This is a genomic window from Streptomyces sp. NBC_00873 (genome assembly GCF_045207415.1).
GTDB lineage: Bacteria > Actinomycetota > Actinomycetes > Streptomycetales > Streptomycetaceae > Streptomyces.
Window position 1 is genome coordinate 2,042,947 of the sequence record NZ_CP108803.1, and the last position, 20,054, is coordinate 2,063,000.

At 71.2% G+C, this 20,054-nt stretch carries 18 protein-coding genes and 2 pseudogenes; 14 read left to right on the plus strand and 6 right to left on the minus strand.

Annotated features, from left to right (window positions below; all coding sequences use genetic code 11):
• The first annotated feature begins 117 nt into the window (after positions 1-117).
• The 4 genes from OH809_RS09245 (at position 118) to OH809_RS09260 (ending at position 4,367) form a co-directional block, all read left to right on the plus strand.
• Entirely contained in the window at positions 118-1,131 is a 1,014-nt protein-coding gene (locus OH809_RS09245) for an acetylxylan esterase (RefSeq protein ID WP_406422873.1), read from the plus strand.
• A 15-nt stretch (positions 1,132-1,146) separates the two neighbouring features.
• Positions 1,147-2,445 carry a GDSL-type esterase/lipase family protein gene (locus tag OH809_RS09250; RefSeq protein WP_406422872.1) on the plus strand — a complete coding sequence of 433 codons (1,299 nt, stop codon included), beginning with the start codon at positions 1,147-1,149 and terminating at the stop codon, positions 2,443-2,445.
• Between the two features lie 84 nt (positions 2,446-2,529).
• Positions 2,530-3,972 (plus strand): exo-alpha-sialidase, encoded by a 1,443-nt coding sequence (locus OH809_RS09255; RefSeq protein WP_406422871.1) that lies wholly within the window; start codon positions 2,530-2,532, stop codon positions 3,970-3,972.
• 164 nt (positions 3,973-4,136) lie between these two features.
• Positions 4,137-4,367: a hypothetical protein gene (locus tag OH809_RS09260; protein ID WP_406422870.1), complete on the plus strand. Its 231-nt coding sequence runs from the start codon at positions 4,137-4,139 to the stop codon at positions 4,365-4,367.
• A 126-nt stretch (positions 4,368-4,493) separates the two neighbouring features.
• Here the strand turns inward: OH809_RS09260 and OH809_RS09265 are convergent, their stop codons facing one another.
• On the minus strand, positions 4,494-5,210 hold the full coding sequence (locus OH809_RS09265) for a FadR/GntR family transcriptional regulator (RefSeq protein WP_406422869.1): 717 nt from the start codon (positions 5,208-5,210) through the stop codon (positions 4,494-4,496).
• A gap of 151 nt (positions 5,211-5,361) precedes the next feature.
• Between OH809_RS09265 and OH809_RS09270 the strand changes: the two genes are divergently transcribed.
• The 4 genes from OH809_RS09270 to OH809_RS09285 all read left to right on the plus strand — a co-directional run bounded on the left by OH809_RS09270 (position 5,362) and on the right by OH809_RS09285 (position 9,469).
• Complete coding sequence (locus OH809_RS09270; RefSeq protein ID WP_406422868.1) at positions 5,362-6,321, plus strand: dihydrodipicolinate synthase family protein; 960 nt, start codon at positions 5,362-5,364, stop codon at positions 6,319-6,321.
• Positions 6,318-7,283, plus strand: coding sequence for an ROK family protein (locus tag OH809_RS09275; protein ID WP_406422867.1), 966 nt, complete (start codon positions 6,318-6,320; stop codon positions 7,281-7,283). The genes OH809_RS09270 and OH809_RS09275 overlap by 4 nt, the downstream gene beginning before the upstream one ends.
• A complete protein-coding gene (locus OH809_RS09280; RefSeq protein ID WP_406422866.1) occupies positions 7,280-7,960 on the plus strand; it encodes an N-acetylmannosamine-6-phosphate 2-epimerase in 681 nt (226 codons plus the stop codon). The genes OH809_RS09275 and OH809_RS09280 overlap by 4 nt, the downstream gene beginning before the upstream one ends.
• Before the next feature lie 63 nt (positions 7,961-8,023).
• Positions 8,024-9,469, plus strand: a complete 1,446-nt coding sequence (locus tag OH809_RS09285; RefSeq protein ID WP_406422865.1) for a sialate:H+ symport family MFS transporter — start codon at positions 8,024-8,026, stop codon at positions 9,467-9,469.
• Here the strand turns inward: OH809_RS09285 and OH809_RS09290 are convergent.
• The 3 genes and pseudogenes from OH809_RS09290 to OH809_RS09300 all read right to left on the minus strand — a co-directional run.
• Positions 9,460-9,603 (minus strand): annotated as a pseudogene (locus tag OH809_RS09290) (MaoC/PaaZ C-terminal domain-containing protein); the annotation flags it as partial. The gene OH809_RS09285 and the pseudogene OH809_RS09290 sit on opposite strands and share 10 nt — an antisense overlap.
• A gap of 66 nt (positions 9,604-9,669) precedes the next feature.
• Complete coding sequence (locus OH809_RS09295; RefSeq protein ID WP_406422864.1) at positions 9,670-10,899, minus strand: acetyl-CoA C-acetyltransferase; 1,230 nt, start codon at positions 10,897-10,899, stop codon at positions 9,670-9,672.
• A 101-nt stretch (positions 10,900-11,000) separates the two neighbouring features.
• A complete protein-coding gene (locus OH809_RS09300) occupies positions 11,001-11,912 on the minus strand; it encodes a LysR family transcriptional regulator (RefSeq protein ID WP_406422863.1) in 912 nt (303 codons plus the stop codon).
• Between the two features lie 167 nt (positions 11,913-12,079).
• On the opposite strand from OH809_RS09300, the gene OH809_RS09305 reads away from it, so the two are divergent.
• The 3 genes from OH809_RS09305 (at position 12,080) to OH809_RS09315 (ending at position 15,621) form a co-directional block, all read left to right on the plus strand.
• A complete protein-coding gene (locus OH809_RS09305; protein WP_406425276.1) occupies positions 12,080-12,997 on the plus strand; it encodes a CoA transferase subunit A in 918 nt (305 codons plus the stop codon).
• A gap of 32 nt (positions 12,998-13,029) precedes the next feature.
• Positions 13,030-13,806, plus strand: coding sequence for a CoA-transferase subunit beta (locus OH809_RS09310; RefSeq protein ID WP_406422862.1), 777 nt, complete (start codon positions 13,030-13,032; stop codon positions 13,804-13,806).
• Positions 13,807-14,028: 222 nt separating this feature from the next.
• Positions 14,029-15,621, plus strand: coding sequence for a 3-hydroxyacyl-CoA dehydrogenase (locus OH809_RS09315; RefSeq protein WP_406422861.1), 1,593 nt, complete (start codon positions 14,029-14,031; stop codon positions 15,619-15,621).
• Positions 15,622-15,737: 116 nt separating this feature from the next.
• On the opposite strand, the pseudogene OH809_RS09320 reads toward OH809_RS09315, so the two are convergent.
• Both OH809_RS09320 and OH809_RS09325 read right to left on the minus strand, forming a co-directional pair.
• A pseudogene (locus tag OH809_RS09320) lies at positions 15,738-16,004 on the minus strand (DUF6597 domain-containing transcriptional factor); the annotation flags it as partial.
• Positions 16,005-16,015: 11 nt separating this feature from the next.
• The gene (locus OH809_RS09325) at positions 16,016-17,191 is read right to left on the minus strand and encodes a YihY/virulence factor BrkB family protein (RefSeq protein WP_406422860.1); all 1,176 of its coding nucleotides are present in this window, start codon (positions 17,189-17,191) and stop codon (positions 16,016-16,018) included.
• A gap of 17 nt (positions 17,192-17,208) precedes the next feature.
• Between OH809_RS09325 and OH809_RS09330 the strand changes: the two genes are divergently transcribed.
• From OH809_RS09330 to OH809_RS09340, 3 genes are all read left to right on the plus strand, one after another.
• Complete coding sequence (locus OH809_RS09330; RefSeq protein WP_406422859.1) at positions 17,209-18,846, plus strand: acyl-CoA dehydrogenase family protein; 1,638 nt, start codon at positions 17,209-17,211, stop codon at positions 18,844-18,846.
• 169 nt (positions 18,847-19,015) lie between these two features.
• Positions 19,016-19,606 (plus strand): GNAT family N-acetyltransferase, encoded by a 591-nt coding sequence (locus OH809_RS09335; protein ID WP_406422858.1) that lies wholly within the window; start codon positions 19,016-19,018, stop codon positions 19,604-19,606.
• A 298-nt stretch (positions 19,607-19,904) separates the two neighbouring features.
• On the plus strand, positions 19,905-19,988 hold the full coding sequence (locus tag OH809_RS09340; protein ID WP_309486338.1) for a putative leader peptide: 84 nt from the start codon (positions 19,905-19,907) through the stop codon (positions 19,986-19,988).
• Positions 19,989-20,054: the final 66 nt, after the last annotated feature.

The following is a 20,054-nucleotide window of genomic DNA, read 5'->3' on the forward strand; positions in this document are numbered from 1 at the left end:
GACGGCCGCAGTGAGCGCTGCCTAGGGTCCGTATGCCGATAGGACATCTGACGTCTTCTGTCCGGCCGCTCGACGTCACCATCCCAGCACCGCGGTTCCATCCAGGAGGGCACCTCCATGCCGTTGACGGACCTCTCGCTCGCGGACTGTCGCGACTACCGGCCCGAATTGCCCGTTCCAGTCGGTTTCGATGCCTTCTGGTCGAGCACCCTGGGTGCGGCGCCCGCTGCCGACGGGCGCGGTCCGGCAAAGAAGCCGGTGTTCACCCCCGTCGACACCGGGCTCGCCCAGATCCGTACGTACGATGTGACCGTGCCCGGCTTCGCCGGACGGCCGGTCCGCGGCTGGCTGCACCTGCCGGCCGGGGCCAGCGAACCGCTCGGTTGTGTCGTGGAGTTCCTGGGGTACGGTCGCGGACGCGGCCTCGCCCACGAGAACCTGCTCTGGGCGTCCGCCGGTCACGCGCACCTGATCATGGACACCCGCGGTCAGGGCTGGTCGGCCGCGGAGGGCTCCACCGCCGATACGAACGCCGGCGCGGCAGGCACCGTACCCGGCTTCCTCACCCGTGGCATCGAGAGCCCCGAAACGTACTACTACCGAAGGGTGTTCACCGACGCGGTGCGCTGCGTCGAGGCCATGCGCGCCCACCCCGAGGTCGACCCCGACCGGATCGTCGTCACCGGGGTCAGCCAGGGCGGCGGCATCGCCCTGGCGGTGTCGGGGCTCGCGCCGGGGCTGGCCGGGGTGATGCCGGATGTGCCGTTCCTCTGCAACTTCCGGCGTGCCGCGGAGATTTCGGGCCGGCCGCCGTACACCGAGATAGCCGAATACCTGAAGCTCCACCGCGACCGCACCGAGGCGGTGTTCACCACCCTGTCGCATTTCGACGTCGCACTGCTCGCCACCCGCGCCACCGCTCCCGCGCTGTTCTCGATCGCGATGATGGACGAGATCTGCCCGCCCTCCACGTGCTTCACCGCCTACAACCACTACGCGGGCCTCAAGGACGTACGGGTCTACGAGTTCAACGGGCACGAGGGCGGCGCGGCGTATCAGCAGCGGGAGCAACTGGCCTGGGTGCGTTCCCTGTTCGCCGGCCCGCCGTCGGGGCGGGCCAGTCACTCCTGACCGGAGGCACCTTCCGTGCGCAGACGATCCATGCTTCTTGCCGCCGGCGCGGCAGCCCTGAGCACCCCGCTCGGCGGCCGCGCCTTCGCCGCCGCTCCACGGAGCGGCCCCCTCCTGGACCGCGACACCCCCGTGGACCTGGACGGCAGCCAGTACGTCGACCTGTCGAACCGGGTCCGCGTGCTCGCCCCGCTCACCGCGGGGACCATCGTCGTCACCTTCCGCACCACCAGTCACAACGAGGCGATGACCCTGCTCAGTGCCTCGGACCCGACCGCCCCCTCCTCCAACATCACCCTGAACCTGAGCGGCGGCGCCCTGCAGTTCTCCGTGCGTGAGAAGGGCACGGTACTGATCAACGTCATGACCCGGACACGCTACGACGACGGTCTGCGCCATACCGTCGCCGTCACCGTCGACGGCTCGGGCACCCGCCTGCACGCCGGCGGGCGCACCGTGTTCCAGACGGCGCAACACTCCTTCTTCGGCGATGTCTCCGGGCTGAGCGCACTCGCTCTCGGCCGCAATCTCGACAGCGACCACCCCGGCGGCGAATGGTTCTGCACCGGCACGATCGAACGGGCCGCGGTCTGGAACCGGGTGCTCGACGAGGCCGAACTGGTGGCGCAGAGCCCCCGCCCCGACCTCGCCGATCTGGGCCGGATCTCCACGATCCTCAACAGCGACACCCCCGCCACCTGGGTCGTCACCGGTGACAGCATCACCCACGGCGCCCTGCACACCAACGGCTGGCGCAGCTACCCCGAACACTGGACGGAACGCGTCCGCTGGGAACTGGGCAAGCCGAAGAACCGCGATTTCGTGATCGATTCCGGAGTGAGCGGCGCCACCAGCGCCGAGCTCCTCGCCCGGTTCGGGGAGCGGGTCACCGCCTTCTCGCCGCACGTCGTCTCGATCATGATCGGTACGAACGACATCGCGACATCCGGCCTCGGCCCCGAGGTCTACCGGACCAATCTCGTCTCCCTCGTGCGCGCGGTGCGCGCGCTGCCCGGTTCACCCGTGCCGGTACTGCAGTCGCCCAACCCGGTCGATCCGGCGAAGTGGCCGGGCCGGGTGGGGCTTTCCCGGTACGCGCAGATCATGGGCGAGGTCGCGGCGGAGCAGAACGCCGTCTTCGTCGACCACTACAACGACTGGCTGAGCGGCAACGGCGGCCGGGTCCCGCTGTCCCTGCTCAACGACGGGCTCCACCCCAACGAGCGGGGTCATCACCGCCTCGTACTGAAAATGATCAAGGATCTGAGGATTTTCGACGCCACCAGCCGGGTCTGCTCCCTGCGCATCCCATAGCCCCGGCGCCCGCCCCCGTCATCCCCCTTCCGGCCCTTTCAGACCTTCAGGCCCTTTCAGCCCTTTCGAGAAGAGAGATCGTCCATGAAGCGAAAAGTCTCCCTCGCCCTGCTCTGTACCGCCGCGCTGGTGGTCGCCGCGACCGGCACCGCACAGGGCGCCGCCGCCCCTGCCCCCGGCGCGCTGACCTCCCAGGACCTGACCGTCGACGGCGTGGGCTCGCCCCACTACCGCATCCCGGCGCTGACCACCACGGCCCGGGGCACCGTCCTCGCGGCCTACGACGCCCGCCCCACGCTCGGCGACCTGCCGAGCAACATCTCCATCGTGTTGCGGCGCAGCACCGACGGAGGTGTGACGTGGCAGCCGCAGCAGGTGGTCCGCAAGGACGCCGCCCCCAACGGCTACGGCGACCCGAGCCTGCTCGTCGACCGCACCACCGGCCGGATCTTCCTGTTCTACGCGGCCGGGGTGAACCAGGGCTTCTTCGGCTCGGGCACCGGCAACGACGAGACCGACCCCAACATCCTCCAGGCCGACTACAGCTACTCCGACGACGACGGGCTGACCTGGATCCATCGCCGTATCACCCAGCAGATCAAGAACCCTGCCTGGGCGGGCATGTTCGCGGCCTCCGGCGAGGGCATCCAGCTGCGCCACGGGGCGTACAAGGGCCGGCTGATCCAGCAGTACGCCGTCCGGATCAACGGCGCCAACTACGCGGCCAGCGCCTACAGCGACGACCACGGCGAGACCTGGAAGATGGGCAATCCGGTCGGTCCCGGCGGGGACGAGAACAAGACCGTCGAGCTGTCGGACGGCAGGGTCATGCTCAACAACCGTTCGAGGCCGTACCGGACGATCGCGTACTCCACCGACGGCGGTGTGAACTACACCCCGTTCGCCCAGGACACCCAGCTCACCGACCCGGCGAACAACGCGTCGGTGATCCGTTACAACCCCGCCGCCCCGCCGTCGAACCCGCAGTCGTCGTGGCTGCTGTTCAGCAACACCGAGGACGCCTCGGCACGGCGCAACCTCACGGTGAAGATGTCCTGCGACAACGGGAAGACTTGGCCGATCAGGAAGGTGGTCGACCCGGGCGCCGCGGCCTACTCGACTCTGACGCCGCTGCCCGGCGGGCGTGTCGGGCTGCTCTACGAGCGCGGCAACTACGAGCACATCACCTACTCGTCCTTCGACCTCCAGTGGCTCGGCGGCACCTGCGCGGACATCACGATCACCCCGCCCGCGACCCTCACCGCGGGTGCGAGCGCGGAGGTGACCGTCCGGGTGGTCAACCGGATGGACGTGCGTCGCGCGCAGGGCACCATCGACCTCACGGTGCCCAGCGGCTGGACGACGAGTCAGGTGGCCGTCCCGGCGCTCAACCCGGGCCAGGGCGCCAACGTCAAGGTCCCGGTCACCGTGGCGGCCGGTGCCTCGGGCAGCGCCAAGCTCACCGCCACCTACCGGACCGGTGGCAAGCAGGCCTCCGGCAGCACGACGGTGACCGTGACTCCGTGACGATGACGCCGCCGTGACTCCGTAGCCGTCCCTGACCTCCGGGAGGTGCCGCGCGTCCCCGTCCGGCACCGAACCGGGTGCGACGATGAGGGCGTTCAGCACCTCCCGGAACGTCAGAACAGGCGGTAGCGCGGTGGCAGTGACAGGCTTGCGCAGCCGAGGCGTTGCGCCGGTACGCGGACGAGCGCACCGCCGAGGGCGTGCGCCTCACCCCGCTGATCGGCGCGCTCACCGAGCTGGGCGAGGATGATCCGCGGCGCACGGCGCTGCTGCTGCAGGGGATCGTCTATGCCGCCACGACGGCGATCGAGTCGGGCGACGACGACGCGGTGATGACGGAACGGGCGGTACGGATGGCGGTCGCCGCGGTCACGGGGGCAGCCGCGGGAAGGTGACCGGGGGCGCGGGCCCCTCCGGTCGCGCCTTCCCTCAGCGCCTCGGCTGCCCGGTCACGAGGCCGGTGACGGTCACTGGGGCGGTTGCAGTCCCGCGGCCGGCGACGGTCACTGGGCCTGTGCCGGTCACTGGGCCGGTGACAGCCCCGTGGCCGGTGACGGTTCGAGACGGGTGCGGATGCCGTCGAAGTGGGTGCGCATGGCGCGTACCGCGCGTTCGCCGTCGGCCGCCGCGACCGCGGAGACGATCTCGCGGTGCTGGGCGCAGGTGGTCGCCGGGTCCTGGTGACCGTCGTCGAGGTCTTCGCGCACCCGGTCCATGGCCGCCCAGAAGGCGTCCAGCACCTCGCTGAGCAGGTGGTTGTCGAGCGAGGCGTAGAGCGCGAGGTGGAAGGCGCGGTCGGTGCCGCGTGCCACCCGGCCGTCGCGGCGCGCCTCTGCCTCCATCGTCGCCACGAGGCCGCGCAGCACGTCGAGATCCTCGTCGGGGATACCGGCCGTGACGGCGCCGACCAGGCCAGCCTCCAGCGCCTCGCGCACCTTCATCAGCTCGAAGAGGCCCGGCTCGCCCTGCCGGTGACGGACGGCGGCCCGGAAGGCGAGCCCCTCGGCGAAGGGCGACAGGGAGAGCGACCCGACGAAGGTGCCGAAGCCGCGGCGGATCTCCACGACGTTGACGGCCTGGAGCGCCTTCAGGGCCTCGCGCACGGAGACACGTCCGACCCCGAACATCCCCATCAGCTCGGCCTCGGTGGGCAGCGCGTCGCCGGGGCCGAGTCTGCGTTCCAGGATCAGCTCCTTGACCTTGCGTTCTATGTCCTGAGCCATGGTGGGCCGCGCCACAACGTCCTCCTGAGGTGCTGTTGCCCCTTGACCGGTCGCCGGAGCATCTGTTTAAGGTGAGGTCAGACATAGGACATCTTACGTCTCACGTCTCGATCTGCGCAGCCGCCACGGGCCGCGATCGGTGTACCGACAAGCTGGAGCCTTCACCATGTCTCTGACCGCACCGCTGCACGGCGTCGTCCCGCCCGTCTGCACCCCGCTCGACTCCCACGGGGAGGTCGACACCGCCTCTCTGACCGAGCTGGTCGAGCACCTCATCGGCGGGGGCGTGCACGGACTCTTCGCGCTCGGTTCCACCAGTGAGGTCGCCTACCTCACCGACGAGCAGCGCGCCACGACGCTGGAGACCGTCGTCCGTGTGACCGACGGCCGCGTCCCGGTACTGGCGGGTGTCATCGACACCACCACCGCACGCGTCGCCGAGCACGCCAGGACCGCCGCCGGCCTCGGCGCGGACGCACTGGTCGCGACTGCGCCGTTCTACACCCGCACCCACGGCAAGGAGATCGCCCAGCACTTCCGCCGGCTGCGGGCGGCCGTCGACCTGCCGCTGTTCGCCTACGACATCCCGGTCGCCGTCCACAGCAAGCTTTCCTCCGCGCTGGTGCGCGAACTCGCCGAGGACGGCACGCTGGCCGGCCTCAAGGACAGCAGCGGCGACGAGGGCGGGCTGCGCCGACTGATCGTGGAGCTCGGCGGCCGCGAGGGCCGCAGGGAGGGACCGGCTCCGGAATTCAGTATCCTCACCGGTTCCGAACTCACCGTGGACGCGGCGCTGCTGGCCGGCGCCGACGGTGTCGTGCCGGGCATCGGCAATGTCGACCCGGCCGGGTACGTCCGGCTGTACGACGCCGCGCGGGCCGGCGACTGGGCGCTCGCCGCGAGGGAGCAGGAGCGGCTCGTCGCGCTGTTCTCCATGGTCGATGTCGGCCCGGAGGCGGACATGGGCCGCAGCTCGTCGGCGCTCGGGGCGTTCAAGGCCGCGCTGCAGCTGCTCGGGATCATCGCGTGCGGCGACACCGCGTTCCCGCAGATCCAGCTGAGCGACGAGTCGGTCGCCCTGGTGGCGCAGCGGCTGCGCGCCGCAGGCCTGCCCGCGGTCCGATGAGCCAGAGCCCGCCGTCCTCGGCCACCGGCGCCCCGGTGATCGGACTCGACCTCGGTGGTACGAAGATCGCCGCCGCGCTCTTCGGCGCGGACGGTACCGTCCTGGCGCGGCACACCCGGCCCACCCCGGCCCGGGCCGGCGCCCCGGCCGTGCTCGACGCGCTCGCGGCGGCGGCCGCCGAGGTCGACCCGGCGCGGCTCGCCACCGCGCTCGGCATCGCCGCCGCCGGAGTCGTCGACCCCCGTACCGGCAGGGTCACCAGCGCCACCGACTCGCTCCGCGGCTGGGCGGGCACCGCGCTCGGTGCCGGGCTCGCGGACCGTACCGGACTGCCGGTGGCCTGCGACAACGACGTACGCGCCACGGCCGGGCCGGAGCTCACCGCGCTGATCGCGGAGGTTTCGGCGCATGCGTCACTGCTGTTCGCCGCAATCGGTACCGGTGTGGGCGGCGCGGTCGCCGTCGACGGGCGGATGCTGCACGGCGCCTCGGGCATCGCCGGACATCTCGGCCATCTGCCGAGCCCCGAGGCGGCGGGGCTGCCCTGCACCTGCGGTGCCACCGGCCACCTCGAGGTCATCGCCTCGGGCCCCGGCATCACCGCCCACTACGAACGGCTCACCGGCACCTCGGTGGACCGGCTCGAAACCGTTGCCGAGCGGGCCGCGCGGGGCGATGCGGACGCCGTCCACGCCATCACCACCGGCGCGGCCGCCACCGGCCAGGTGCTCGGCGGGCTCGCCAATGCCCTCGGCCCCGACCGGGTCGTCATCGGCGGCGGGGTCCCCCGGATCGGCTCGCTGTACGGCGATGCGCTCGCCGCGGCGTTCGCCGCCGAGCTGATGCCGCCGCTGCGGGGACTCGCACCCGTCGCGCCGCTGTTCGGCCACGACGCCGCGGTGCTCGGGGCCGCCGCCCTGACCACCACCCTCCCTCTCCACCACCCAGGAGTTCTCCGATGACCGCGCAGGAACTGGCCGCCTCCCTCCAGGGCAAGCTGATCGTGTCCTGTCAAGCACCTCCCGGTGACCCGATGCGGTCGACCGGCACCCTCGTCCGGCTCGCGCAGTCCGCCGCCGCCGGTGGCGCCGCCGCGATCCGGGCCAATGAGCCGGAGGTCGTAGCCGCGATCGCCGCGGCCGTCGACCTGCCGGTCATCGGGCTCTGGAAGGACGGCGACATCGGCGTCTACATCACCCCGACCGTCCGCCACGCCCTGGCGATCGCCGCGGCGGGCGCCGCCGTCGTCGCCGCCGACGCCACCGACCGGCCGCGCCCCGACGGGTCGGCCTTCGCCGAGCTGGTCACCGCGGTCCACGAGGCCGGTGCGCTGGTCATGGCCGATGTGTCGACGCTCGCCGAGGGCCTCGCCGCGGCCGCCCAGGGCGCGGACTTCGTCTCGACGACGCTGTCGGGCTACGTGCCCGGGACGCCGAAGCAGACCGGTCCCGATCTCGACCTGGTGGCGGCGCTGTCCGCCGCGATCGACGTCCCGGTGGTCGCCGAAGGCCGTATCAACACCCCCGAAGAGGCGGCCGAGGCCCTGGACCGCGGCGCCCACAGCATCGTCGTCGGCACCGCCATCACCGCTCCCACCGCCCTGACCACGCGCTTCGTGGCGGGCATAGCCCGGCCCTGAACCAGCCCCCACTACGCGGGCGGTCACTCGAGGGCGAGTGCCGTGCCGCATCCTGGAGACACCGTGCAGACCACCACACCCCCCACGCTCCCCTGGTACCGCGAGGTGAGCCCCACCCAGTGGAAGTCGTTCTTCGCCGCCTGGATCGGTTACGTCCTCGACGGCTTCGACTTCGTGCTGATCACTCTCGTCCTCACCGAGATCAGTGACGACTTCGGTCTGAGCACGGTGCAGGCGGCCAGTCTGATCTCGGGTGCGTTCATCACCCGCTGGCTGGGCGGTGCGGTGCTCGGCGCCATCGGAGACCGGTTCGGGCGCAAGCTCTCCATGATCCTGTCGATCCTGCTGTACTCGCTCGGCACCTTCGCCTGCGGGTTCGCCTGGAACTACCACAGCCTGTTCGCCGCCCGGCTCGCCATCGGCATGGGCATGGCCGGTGAGTACAGCGCCAGCTCCACGTACGTCATGGAGAGCTGGCCAGCGAAGCTGCGCAGCCGGGCCAGCGGCTTCCTGATCTCAGGCTTCTCGGTCGGCTCGGTGCTCGCCGCACAGGTCTACAGCTGGGTCGTGCCGTCACTCGGCTGGCGCTGGATGTTCTACCTGGGCCTGATCCCGATCGCGATCGCGCTGTGGATGCGGCGGGCGCTCCCGGAGGCCGAGGAGTGGACGGAGTCCGTCGCGGAGAAGGGCGTCAAGCCCAATCCCTTCCGGCCGCTGTTCGTCACCCGCGCCCGGGCCACCGTCAACACGATGCTCGTCGTCCTCGCCACCGTCTCTCTCTTCATGATCTTCACCCCGACCGGTACGGGGATGGTGCCGGTGCTGTCGGTGGTCGCCGGCCTGACGCTCGCCGCATTCGCCGTGCAGCTGGGCGGGAAGCGCAGCTGGCTGCTGTATCTGTCGATGATCGTGACGCTGTTCTTCGCGTTCCTGTACTCGTGGCCGATCCAGGCGCTGCTGCCCACCTATCTGAAGACGGAGCTGGGCTACACCCCCGACCAGGTCACCGATGTCCTCTACTTCGCGGGCTTCGGCACGATGGTCGGCTGCTGGACGGCGGGCTTCCTGGGCGACCGGATCGGCGCGAAGAAGGCGTACGCCCTGACGCTGCTGGCATCTCTCGCGTTCGTCTATCCGGTCTTCGCCGTGCAGAACAATCTGCTGCTGCTCGGCGTCCTGCTCTTCCTGCTGCAGGCGACGAGTTTTGGCATCTCGGGGCTGCTGCCGCGCTACATCGGCGGCCACTTCCCGACCCGGAGCCGGGGCGCGGCGCTCGGCTTCACGTACAACGTGGGAGCGCTGGGCGGCGCCGTCGCACCCGTGCTCGGGGCGCATCTCGCGTCCGGCATGGACCTGGGCCAGGCACTGGCCGTGCTGACGTTCGCGGGCACGGTGATCGTGGTGCTGCTGGTCGGGTTCGACGTACCGGCACGGCTGAACCGGCTCACGGACCCGGATGCGGAGTGGGACCATCTGGCGGTGCCGCTGGAGACGGAGCGGGTGGCCTGAAACAGTTCGCCGAACATCGGGATGCCCCAGCTCAGCACCATGTACCCGTGGGCAATGATGCGTCCGTACGGGCCGGACGCGGCGCGTTCGACGTCGGTGTGGATCCACTGGTGGTCCCCGGAGACGTGCGCGTACTACCGAATTGCCGGGGCAGTGAGACGCTGTGCGTCTCACTGCCGATCGGCTGCCGTGGGTGCGCGTCAGGCCGCGATGCGTTCGAAGACGGCGGCGAGGCCCTGTCCGCCCCCGATGCACATGGTCTCCAGGCCGTACCGGGCCTCGCGCCGGTGCAGCTCGCGGGTCAGCGTGGCGAGGATGCGGGCGCCGGTGGCACCCACGGGGTGTCCCAGGGAGACTCCGGAGCCGTTGACGTTGATCCGCTGCTCGTGGTCGATGTCGCCGAGTCCCAGTTCACGCGTGCAGGCGAGCACTTGGGCGGCGAAGGCCTCGTTCAGCTCGATCAGGTCGAGGTCGGCCAGGGTGAGTCCGGCGCGGGCCAGGGCCGCACGGGTCGCCGGGACGGGCCCGATGCCCATCGTCGCGGCCGGGACTCCGGCTCGCGCGAAGGAGACCAGCCGGACCAGCGGGTTCAGCCCGAGGCGTTCGGCGGTCGCCGCGCTCGTCACCAGACAGGCGGCGGCCGCGTCGTTCTGACCGCTGGCGTTCCCCGCGGTGACGGTGGCGTCCGCGTCGGACTTCAGCATGATCGGCCGCAGCGCGGCGAGCTGTTCGGCGGTGGTGTCGGGGCGGGGGTGCTCGTCCGCAGTGACGGTCGTCTCACCCTTGCGGGTGCGTACGGTGACGGGGACGGTCTCCGCGTCGTACCGCCGCTGCGCCGCGGCGCGGGCGGCGCGCTGCTGCGAGCGCAGGGCGAGGGCGTCCTGGTCGGCGCGGCTGATGCCGTACTCCCGCCGCAGGTTCTCCGCGGTCTCGATCATCCCGCCGGGGACCGGGTGGTTGACGCCGCCCGCGGTGACCCGGCCGCGGGCCAGCGAGTCGTGGAGCTGCAGGCCGGGGCCCTTGATGCCCCAGCGGCCGTCGTGCGTGTAGTACGGGGCGGCGCTCATCACGTCGACGCCGCCCGCGATCACGACCTCGCTGAAGCCGGCCCGGATCTGCATCGCCGCGTCGAGCACCGCCTGCAGTCCGGAGCCGCAGCGGCGGTCGATCTGCGTACCGGTCACGGATTCCGGGAGCCCGGCGTCGAGGGCGGCGACCCGGCCGATGGCGGGGGCTTCGGAGGACGGGTAGGCGTGGCCGAGGATCACCTCGTCGACGGCGTCCGGGTCGACGCCGGTGCGGGCGACGATCTCGGCGATGACACGCGCGGCGAGTGCGGCCGGGGTCTGCTGGGCGAATGCCCCGCCGAAGCGGCCGATGGGGGTGCGCAGCGGTTCACAGATGACGATGTCGAGCTGCTGGTCGGGCACGGCGGGGCCTTCCGGTGGCGAGGGTGTGTGCGCCGACCCTCGCACCCCGCGACTGAGTCGGTCCAATATCCACTTCGCCCTGGTTCAAGACGTTGCGCGTCTCAATCGGCTGCGGCCGGGTGCACGGGCGTGGGCAGGGCGTCCTCCGCCACCGCGAGCACCGCCCGCAGAGCGGCGGACGGGTTGTCGGCCCGCCAGGCCAGCGCCGCCCGGAGCCGGATGGGCGGCCCGGAGAGGGGCCGGTAGACGAGCCCGTTCTGCTGGATGTGCTGGACGGAGGTGACCGTGAGCGTCACGCCGACGCCCGCGGCGACGAGCGCCAGGATGGTGTACGAGTCGGGGGCCTCCTGCACCACGCGCGGGTTGAACCCGGCCGCCTCGCAGGCCCCGACCATCGCGTCCCGCACGGTGGAGCCGGTGTTGGCGGGGAAGGAGACGAAGGGCTCCTCGGCGAGGACCCCGATGGGGACGGTGTCCAGCTGGGCGAGCCGGTGGTCGGAGGGCAGTGCGCACACCAGCTCCTCCTCGTCGATCACCCGGTACGCCACGCCCGGCTGGGTCACCGGCAGCCGGATGAACCCCAGGTCGAGCGATCCGTCGGCGACCCTGTCGAGGGCGACATTGGCGTACGTCTGCCCCTTCATGACCAGTTCGAGTGCCGGGTGGGCGGCGCGCACGGCCCTCGTGAGGAGTGGCAGCGTCTCGTGACTGGAGGCGCCCGCGAAGCCGATGCTGACCCGTCCGTACTCGCCGCGCCCGGCGGCCTTCGCGGCCCGCACCGCGGTGTCGAGGTCGTCGAGGACGGTCCGCGCCGGCTGCAGGAAGGACTCCCCCGCGCTGGTGAGCCGCACCGACCGGGTGTTGCGCTCGAAGAGCTGGACACCCAGCTCCTTCTCCAGCCGGCGGATCTGCTGGCTCAGCGGCGGCTGGGCCATCTGCAGCCGCTTGGCGGCCCGGCCGAAGTGCAGCTCCTCGGCCACGGCGACAAACGCGGACAGATGACGCAGCTCCATACCCGGCCCTCCACTCACCGGCTCCCGGACCGGATTCATTAATAGATCGTCTCGATGCGACCTTAATTTGGTATTGGACAGCAATCAATAGCCGCTGACACGGTGGGACGACGCACACGCACCGGCAGAGGAGCACCGTGGCCACGACGGACCGCAGGGACAAAACGATGTCGATGAAGGCGGCGATCGCCGCCTTCGTCCACGACGGCGGCACCGTCTGCCTCGAAGGCTTCACCCACCTGATCCCGACCGCCGCGGGCCACGAGATCATCCGCCAGGGCCGCCGGGACCTCACCGTCGTCCGGATGACCGCGGACATCGTGGTGGACCAGATGATCGCCGCGGGCTGCGTCTCACGACTGGTCTCGTCCTTCGTGGGCAACTCCTCCGCCGGTTCGCTCGGCGAACTGCGGCGGCGCGTCGAGACCGGCGACCCGGCACCGCTCGCCTTCGAGGAGTACAGCCACTACGGGATGATCTGCCGTTATCTCGCCGGTTCCCAGCGGCTGCCGTTCCATCCGCTGCGCAGCTACGGCGGCAGCGATCTGCCGTCCGTCAACAGTGCTCTCCGGAAGGTCACTTCGCCCTACCCGGGGCCGGACGGCGAGACCGAGCAGATCTATGTCGTCCCGCCCGTCAACCCGGATGTGACGATCATCCACGCGCAGCGCGCCGACCGGAGCGGCAACACCCAGATATGGGGCCTGACCGGCATCCAGGCCGAAGCGGTGTACGCGGCGGACAAGGCGATCGTCGTCGTGGAGGAGATCGTCGACGACGAGGTGATCCGCTCGGACCCGAACCGTACGCTCGTCCCCGCCCACGCGGTCGACGCGGTCGTCGCCTGCCCGCGCGGCGCCCACCCGTCCTTCGCGCAGGGGTACTACGACCGGGACAACGCCTTCTACCGGGCGTGGTCGCACATCAGCAAGGATCCGGAACGGCTCCAGGAGTGGCTGGACGAGTGGGTACGCGGGACGGCCGACCATGCCGAGTACGTCGACAAGCTCGGCGAGGAGTTCTGGGCGGGGCTGGCGGTCGGCGAGGCGCTCAGCCGGCCGGTGAACTACGGACGCCGGCTGTGAGTACGGAAACGGGACACGAGAAGGAACGGGTCATGACCACCACCGCACCGGACACCATCACGTCGTCGGAACTGCTCTCCGTCGTCGCCTCCCGCGAACTGGCCGCGCGCCGCACCGTGTTCGCCGGGATCGGCCTGCCGACGCTCGCCACCGAACTGGCGCATCTGACGGTGGCCCCGGAGATCGAGGTCGTCTACGAGTCCGGAGTCTGCGGCGCCCACCCCTCGCACCTTCCGGAGACCATCGCCGACGCGGTCCTGATCACGGGCGCCGAAGCGGTTCTGTCGATGCCCGCCCTGTTCGGCTGTGTGCTGCAGGGTGGCCACATCGACGTGGGGTTCCTCGGGGCCGCGCAGATCGACCGGTGGGGCAGTCTCAATACGTCCGTGATCGGCGACTGGGACAGGCCGTCGGTCCGGCTGCCCGGCTCGGGCGGCGGTGTCGAGGTGATGGCCAACTCCCGCGAGGTCTTCGTGGTGATGCGCCGCCACAATCCGCGTTCCTTCACCGAAGCGCTCGATTTCTGCACCACCCCGGGCCCCGACCGCGCGCTGGCCGAAGGCATCAGGCCGCTGGGCGCCGGTGTCACCCGGGTCATCACCGAACTGGGCATCCTGGCCCGCGCGGGCGTCGGCGAGGAGCTGCGGCTGGTCGCCGTCCACCCGGGCGTCACCGTCGAGCAGGTACGGGCGGCCACCGGCTGGGATCTCGAGGTCGCCGACACGGTGGCGACCGTGCCGCCGCCGACCGCGGCCGAGCTGCGGCTGCTGCGCGAGGACGTCGACCCCGAGCGCGTCTATCTTCGTTGAGACCGACCGGCAATTGGGGGGTGGGTGAAGGAGCGGGGCTGGGGCGCGTGCATCGCAAGGCGGAGGATTGAGCCATGGCGGAGCCATGGTGATTGACGACAACGCCGCGAGGTGCGTGCCCCAGCCCCGTGACGCCGCCCCCCAATTGCCGGTCGGTCTGAATTCCGGGCAGGCCCCAGCCGTCCCGCCACCGTCAGCACTGCCGAGAGGACCCCAACCGCCATGCGTATCAGGATCGTCGGCGCCGGAGCCATGGGCCGCGGCATCGCCCAGTGGGCTGCGAGCGCCGGACACACCGTCGAGCTGTGCGATGTACGCCCGGAGGCGGTGACGGCCGCCGTCGACTTCGTCCGGTCCATGCTCGACCGTGCCGTGCAGAAGGGCAGGCTCTCCGCCGAGGAGTCCGCCGCCACTGTGGAGCGGCTGGTTCCGCTGGATGACCCGTGGGCGGACGGACCGGACTGCGAGCTGGTCATCGAGGCGGTACGGGAAGATCTCGCCACCAAGGCGGAGGTCTTCGACCGGCTGGAACGGGCGCTGCCCGCCTCGACGGTCTTCGCCACCAACACCTCCTCGCTGTCGGTCACCCGGATCGCCGCGGAGCTGAAGGACCCGACGCGCCTGGCCGGGCTGCACTTCTTCAACCCGGTGCCGCTGATGAAGATCGTCGAGATCGTGCCGGGCGCGGCCACCCGCCCGGAGATCCCGCCGCTGCTCACCGCGCTCGTCGAGGGCTGCGGCCACCGGGCGGTGACGGTCGCCGACACGCCCGGCTTCCTGGTGAACCACGCGGGTCGCGGCCTGGTGACCGAGGCGCTCGCACTGCTGGAGGAGTCGGTTGCCGACCCGGCAGGCATCGACCGGATCGCACGGGACGTGCTCGGCCTGCGGATGGGTCCGTTCGAGCTGATGGACCTCACCGGTCTGGATGTGACGGCCGCCGTCATCGACTCGATCTGGCAGGGCTTCCGGTACGCGGACCGGCTCCGTCCCTCCTATCTCACCCCGAACCGGGTGGTCGCGGGGCTGCACGGCCGCAAGACCGGGCGCGGCTGGTTCGCGTACGGCCCCGACGCACCGGCCCCGGTTCCGGAGCCGCCGGTCACGGGGGATGCGGACCGCCCGGTGTACGTGGTCGGGGGCGCGGCTGAGCCGGACGCGACCGCGCTGCGGCGGACGCTGACCGCGGCGGGCGCCGTCGTCGAGAGCGGTGCGGAGCCGTCCGCCGACGCGCTGGTGCTGGTCCCGGTCTGGGGTACGACGGTGGCCGCCGCGGTCGCCGCGCACGGACTGCCCGCGGGGCGCACGTTCGGTACGGACCCGCTGGCCGCGGTCGGGAAGCGCCGGGTGCTGGCCGTGACCCCGGCGGCGGACCCGGCTGCCGCACGGGATGCCCGCGCGGTGCTGGCGCGGACGGCGGAGGACGGCGGCGAGCCGTACGCGGTGTCGGTGGTACGGGACACGGCAGGTTCGGTCGCGCAGCGGCTGCTGGCCTCGATCGTCTCCGTCGCCGCGTCGATCGCCGAGCGTTCCCTCGCCACCCCGGCGGACATCGATCTCGCCGTCACCACCGGTCTCGGCTATCCGGTCGGGCCGCTGGCCTGGGGGGACCGGATCGGCGCGGACCGGATGCTGCGGCTGCACCGGTCGCTGCACACGACGACCGGCGACCCGCGTCACCGCCCGACCCGCTGGGTCACCGAACGCGCCCAGCTCGGCCTGGCGCTGGCGGACCCGGGCACGGTGCCCGCCGACTGCCTGGACCACGAGACGCGTGAGGAGGTGTCCGGCGGATCAGGGCCGGACAGGGCCTAGAGGTCGGCCACGAGTTCGTCGAGGTGGTGCAGGGCGGCGTTCACCTCGACGCCCCCGCAGCCGGGCAAGGGCATGACCGATTCGTACACGACCCGTGGCGCGTGTCCGTTCTACGTTCGGACACGCAGTTCGTCCGCCGGTACGCCGAGGAGCGCCGGGGCGGTGCCGGGGGCGAACCGAATGCCGGTGAACCGCCCGCCGGTCGCCCCGGCGGGCTCGTACGCATGGGTGTCGGGCCCGGCGACGAGCAGCCGGCCGTCGGTCCAGAGCAGGTCCATGCAGCCGTCGGGCAGTACCGGTCGGACAGGCCCCTCGGGCACCTGCCGGGTCCAGATGATCGCCCCGTCGAACCGGGACTCCCGCTCCTCGTACGTGCCGCCCATGGGTGTCCCCGCTACGAACGGGACTCCCGGGACCTCTTCGTCCCCTGCTCCGCCTCCTTGGCCGGGTCCTTGGCGATGTCCTTCTCACCCCTCGGCTGCAGCAGCCGGGACTTCACATCGTCCGGCGGCAGGAACCGCGACCACCGCTCCGGGAACTCGGACGGCATATAGGGACTGTCACCGTCCTCGTCGCACTCCGCCTTCGTCCGCGCCACCAACTCCGCGGCCTGGGCGGCCCGCGCCCGGTCGTTGGCCGCACGTGCCGCCGCCGTCGCCACCGACGGCCACACCCGGTCGATGGCGGCGTTGACCGCCGCCCCCACCAGTACCGCGAACGCGGAGATGCCGATCCACAGCAGCACGGCGATGGGGGCGGCCAGCGACCCGTAGATCGTCGGCCCCTCGACCGTACTGGTCAGATAGATCCGCAGCAGGAAGCTGCCGACCACCCACATGGCGAGCGCCACCAGCGCGCCCGGCACGTCCTCCATCCACGGCGACCGGACCGGCACGGACACGTGGTAGAGCGTCGTCAGGAACGCGATCGACAGCAGAATCACCAGCGGCCAGTACAGGACGCTGATGACCTCCGTGCCCCACGGGATGAACTCCACGACCCGGTCGGGGCCGACCACCAGCATCGGCAGTACGACCGCACCGAGCAGCAGCGCGACGACGTACAGCAGGAAGGAGAGCAGCCGCGTCTTGACGATGCCGCGCTGGCCGTCGAGGCCGTACATCACGGTGATCGTGTCGATGAAGACGTTCACGGCGCGGGACCCGGACCAAAGCGCGATCGCGAAACCGATCGAGATGACATCGGGCCGGGCACCGGTCGTGACGTCCGCCAGGAGCGGTTTCGCGAAGTCGTTGACGCCCCGCTCGGACAGGACCGTCTGCGCCGCGTTGAGGATATTGCGCTCGATGGAGGCGACCGTGGTGGTACTGGTCCACTCGTCGACGTACCCCAGCAGTCCGATCAGGCCGAGCAGCAGGGGCGGCAGGGACAGCAGGGTGAAGAACGCCGCCTCGGCCGCGAGTCCCAGAATGCGGTACTCCATGCACGAGTTGACGGTGTCCTTGAGCAACTGCCAGACCATCTGCCGCTTGGATACGTTGCGGTAGAGGACTCGGGCCCGGTGGAGCCGACCCGGTGGCCGCTCGGGTGTTTCATTTGCTGCCTGCACATCCTTACCGTATCGGCATGGCAGCCACCACCCACACCGTGTCCAATCAGGTCCCGCCGCTGGTCGGCTACGACGTCTTCGCGGCCGACCGCGCACTCACCGAGGCCGTGGAGCGGCATCTCGCGCCCGAGCTGCTCGACGGCGCGCGGAACGAGCTCACCGAGCTGGGCCGGTCCGCGGGGTCGGCACAGGCCCAGGAGTGGGGTGCGCTGGCAAACGAGTATCCGCCGAAACTGCGCACCCATGACCGTTACGGGCATCGCATCGACGAAGTGGAGTTCCATCCCGCCTATCACCGGCTGCTGGGGCACGCAGTCGGCGCGCGGCTGACCGATGCCTGGGGCCGGCCGGGCGGTCATGTGCGTCGCGCGGCCGGGTTCCTGGTGTGGACGCAGGCCGAGGCCGGGCACGGCTGCCCGCTGTCGATGACGCACGCGGCGGTGCCCGCGCTGAGGACCGATCCGGTGCTGGCCGCCGAGTGGGAGCCGCGACTGACGTCGTCGGTGTACGAGCGGGAGCTCCGGCCCGCCGCGCAGAAGGCCGGTGTGCTCTTCGGGATGGGCATGACGGAGAAGCAGGGCGGCACCGATGTGCGGTCCACCACGACACGGGCCGAGCCGCTGTCCGCCGACGGCGAGTATCTGCTCACCGGGCACAAGTGGTTCTGTTCGGCGCCGATGTCCGACGGCTTCCTGGTACTGGCGCAGGCACCCGGCGGGCTGACGTGCTTCCTGCTGCCCCGGGTGCTGCCCGACGGCACTCGCAACGTGTTCGCGATCCAGCGCCTCAAGGACAAGCTGGGCAACCGGTCCAACGCGTCGAGCGAGGTCGAGTTCGACGGGACGTGGGCACGCCGGGTCGGCGAGGAGGGACGCGGGGTCCGCACCATCATCGAGATGGTGGCGGCGACCCGGCTGGACTGTGTGACCGGTTCGGCGGCGCTGATGCGGCAGGCGGTGGCACAGGCGGTCCACCACTGCACGTACCGCAGCGCGTTCGGCGGGGTGCTGATCGAGAAGCCGCTGATGCGGAACGTACTGGCCGATCTGGCGCTGGAGTCCGAGGCGGCGACGGTGCTGGCACTGCGGCTGGCCGCCGCGTACGACGCCGGTACGGAGGCGGAGGCCGCGTTCCTGCGGATCGCGGTGCCCACGGCGAAGTACTGGGTGACGAAGCGGTGCACACCCATGGTGGGCGAGGCGCTGGAGTGTCTGGGCGGCAACGGTTACGTCGAGGAGTCCGGGATGCCTCGGCTGCTGCGCGAGGCGCCGCTCAACTCGATCTGGGAGGGCTCCGGGAACGTACAGGCCCTGGACGTCCTGCGGGCGCTGCAGCGTGAACCGCAGGCGCTGAACGCGTTCCTCCAGGAGGTCGGCAGGGCGCGCGGTGCCGATCACCGGCTGGACGGGGCGATCAAGGGCATGCTGACCGAGCTCGCCGATCTGAACGGGATCGAGGCGCGGGCCCGTCGGCTCGTCGAACGGATGGCGCTGGTACTGCAGGGTTCGCTGCTGGTCCGCTGGGCGCCGCCGGAGGTCGCCGACGCGTTCTGTGCGTCGCGGCTGGGCGGGGACTGGGGCGCGGCGTTCGGGACGCTGCCGCACAGTCTGGACCTGGCGTCGATCGTGGAGCGCGCAAGGCCCGTCGCGCACTGATCCGCCCGGAACCCGGGAGGCGAGGCAGGCGGGCGACCTGCTGCCGCGCTCGACGGCTCCGATGGTGGTCAGGGCCCGTACGACGGAGTGACCGGAGAACCGGAGTTCTCCAGTCCGTACCGCGGGACAGGCTTTGGCCAGAGCTTCACGGCATGATTCTCTGACAGCCATGAGCAACACGGAACCCACAGCTGCCGCCGCCGAGGTGACCGTCTGGTCCCTGGAACAGACCTCCCCCGACGACCTGCGGCCCGCCGCAGCCCCCGAGGGCGACATCCGGATCGTACGGTCGGCGGTGCCGCTGCCCGAGTTCAGCCGGTTCCTGTACACGGCGGTCGGGGGCGACATCCAGTGGACCGACCGCCTCTCGATGACGTACGCGCAGTGGCAGGAGGCGCTGGACCGGCCCGGTGCGGAGACCTGGGTGGCGTACGAGAACGGGACCCCGGCCGGGTACATCGAACTGGACCCGCAGGACGACGGCGTCGTCGAGATCATGTACTTCGGACTGATCCCGGCGTTCCGCGGCCGCCGGATCGGGGGCCATCTGCTCGCCTACGGGGCCGCGCGCGCCTGGGACCTGGCGGAGCGCTGGCCGGAGCGGACGCCGACGAAGCGGGTGTGGCTGCACACCTGCTCCAAGGACGGCCCGCACGCGATGGACAACTACCTGCGGCGCGGGTTCCGGCTCTTCGACACGAAGGTGGAGCTGGAGCCGGACGTGGCCACGCCGGGGCCGTGGCCGGGGGCGCAGCGGTAGGAGTCGGGCCGGTGCCTTGCGCCCCGCGAGGCCCTCCCTGGACCGGGACCACCTGTCGCGCCACGCCGCGCGAGGCGCCACGCCGGATCGCCGTGCGTTTGCCGGGTATGTGCGGTTGCCCAGAGGCGGCGATCCGACCAGACCCCGTACGGACACACCGGGAGCCAGCGGCTCATCCGGATCGGAACGCCCCCGCCTCAGCGTGACCGGCACCACATCGTCTCACCTTTCGGGACAGTCTCGTCCACATCATGGATGGTGGTGGACTGCTCCAAGATGCGCGTGTCAGGCTTCCGGCATGTCTGGAACTGGGATTGCCTTGGTCAGTCGACGCCACGTCGACCTCGGCCGCATGTCCAGCGCCATCTGTCCGGCGAGCTGAGAGTCCCAGCACCCGCCGCGATCCCCCTTTTCCCCAGCTCCTGCGCACCGCCGCGCCTCAGCGCGA

What these genes read in the sequence shown, in the direction of transcription:
- OH809_RS09245 (WP_406422873.1), top strand. Translation starts at nt 118, where the DNA reads ATGCCGTTGACGGACCTCTCGCTCGCGGACTGTCGCGACTACCGGCCC.
- OH809_RS09255 (WP_406422871.1), top strand. Translation starts at nt 2,530, where the DNA reads ATGAAGCGAAAAGTCTCCCTCGCCCTGCTCTGTACCGCCGCGCTGGTG.
- OH809_RS09270 (WP_406422868.1), top strand. Translation starts at nt 5,362, where the DNA reads ATGTCTCTGACCGCACCGCTGCACGGCGTCGTCCCGCCCGTCTGCACC.
- OH809_RS09275 (WP_406422867.1), top strand. Translation starts at nt 6,318, where the DNA reads ATGAGCCAGAGCCCGCCGTCCTCGGCCACCGGCGCCCCGGTGATCGGA.
- OH809_RS09280 (WP_406422866.1), top strand. Translation starts at nt 7,280, where the DNA reads ATGACCGCGCAGGAACTGGCCGCCTCCCTCCAGGGCAAGCTGATCGTG.
- OH809_RS09300 (WP_406422863.1), bottom strand. Translation starts at nt 11,912, where the DNA reads ATGGAGCTGCGTCATCTGTCCGCGTTTGTCGCCGTGGCCGAGGAGCTG.
- OH809_RS09305 (WP_406425276.1), top strand. Translation starts at nt 12,080, where the DNA reads ATGTCGATGAAGGCGGCGATCGCCGCCTTCGTCCACGACGGCGGCACC.
- OH809_RS09310 (WP_406422862.1), top strand. Translation starts at nt 13,030, where the DNA reads ATGACCACCACCGCACCGGACACCATCACGTCGTCGGAACTGCTCTCC.
- OH809_RS09315 (WP_406422861.1), top strand. Translation starts at nt 14,029, where the DNA reads ATGCGTATCAGGATCGTCGGCGCCGGAGCCATGGGCCGCGGCATCGCC.
- OH809_RS09330 (WP_406422859.1), top strand. Translation starts at nt 17,209, where the DNA reads ATGGCAGCCACCACCCACACCGTGTCCAATCAGGTCCCGCCGCTGGTC.
- OH809_RS09335 (WP_406422858.1), top strand. Translation starts at nt 19,016, where the DNA reads ATGAGCAACACGGAACCCACAGCTGCCGCCGCCGAGGTGACCGTCTGG.
- OH809_RS09340 (WP_309486338.1), top strand. Translation starts at nt 19,905, where the DNA reads ATGTCTGGAACTGGGATTGCCTTGGTCAGTCGACGCCACGTCGACCTC.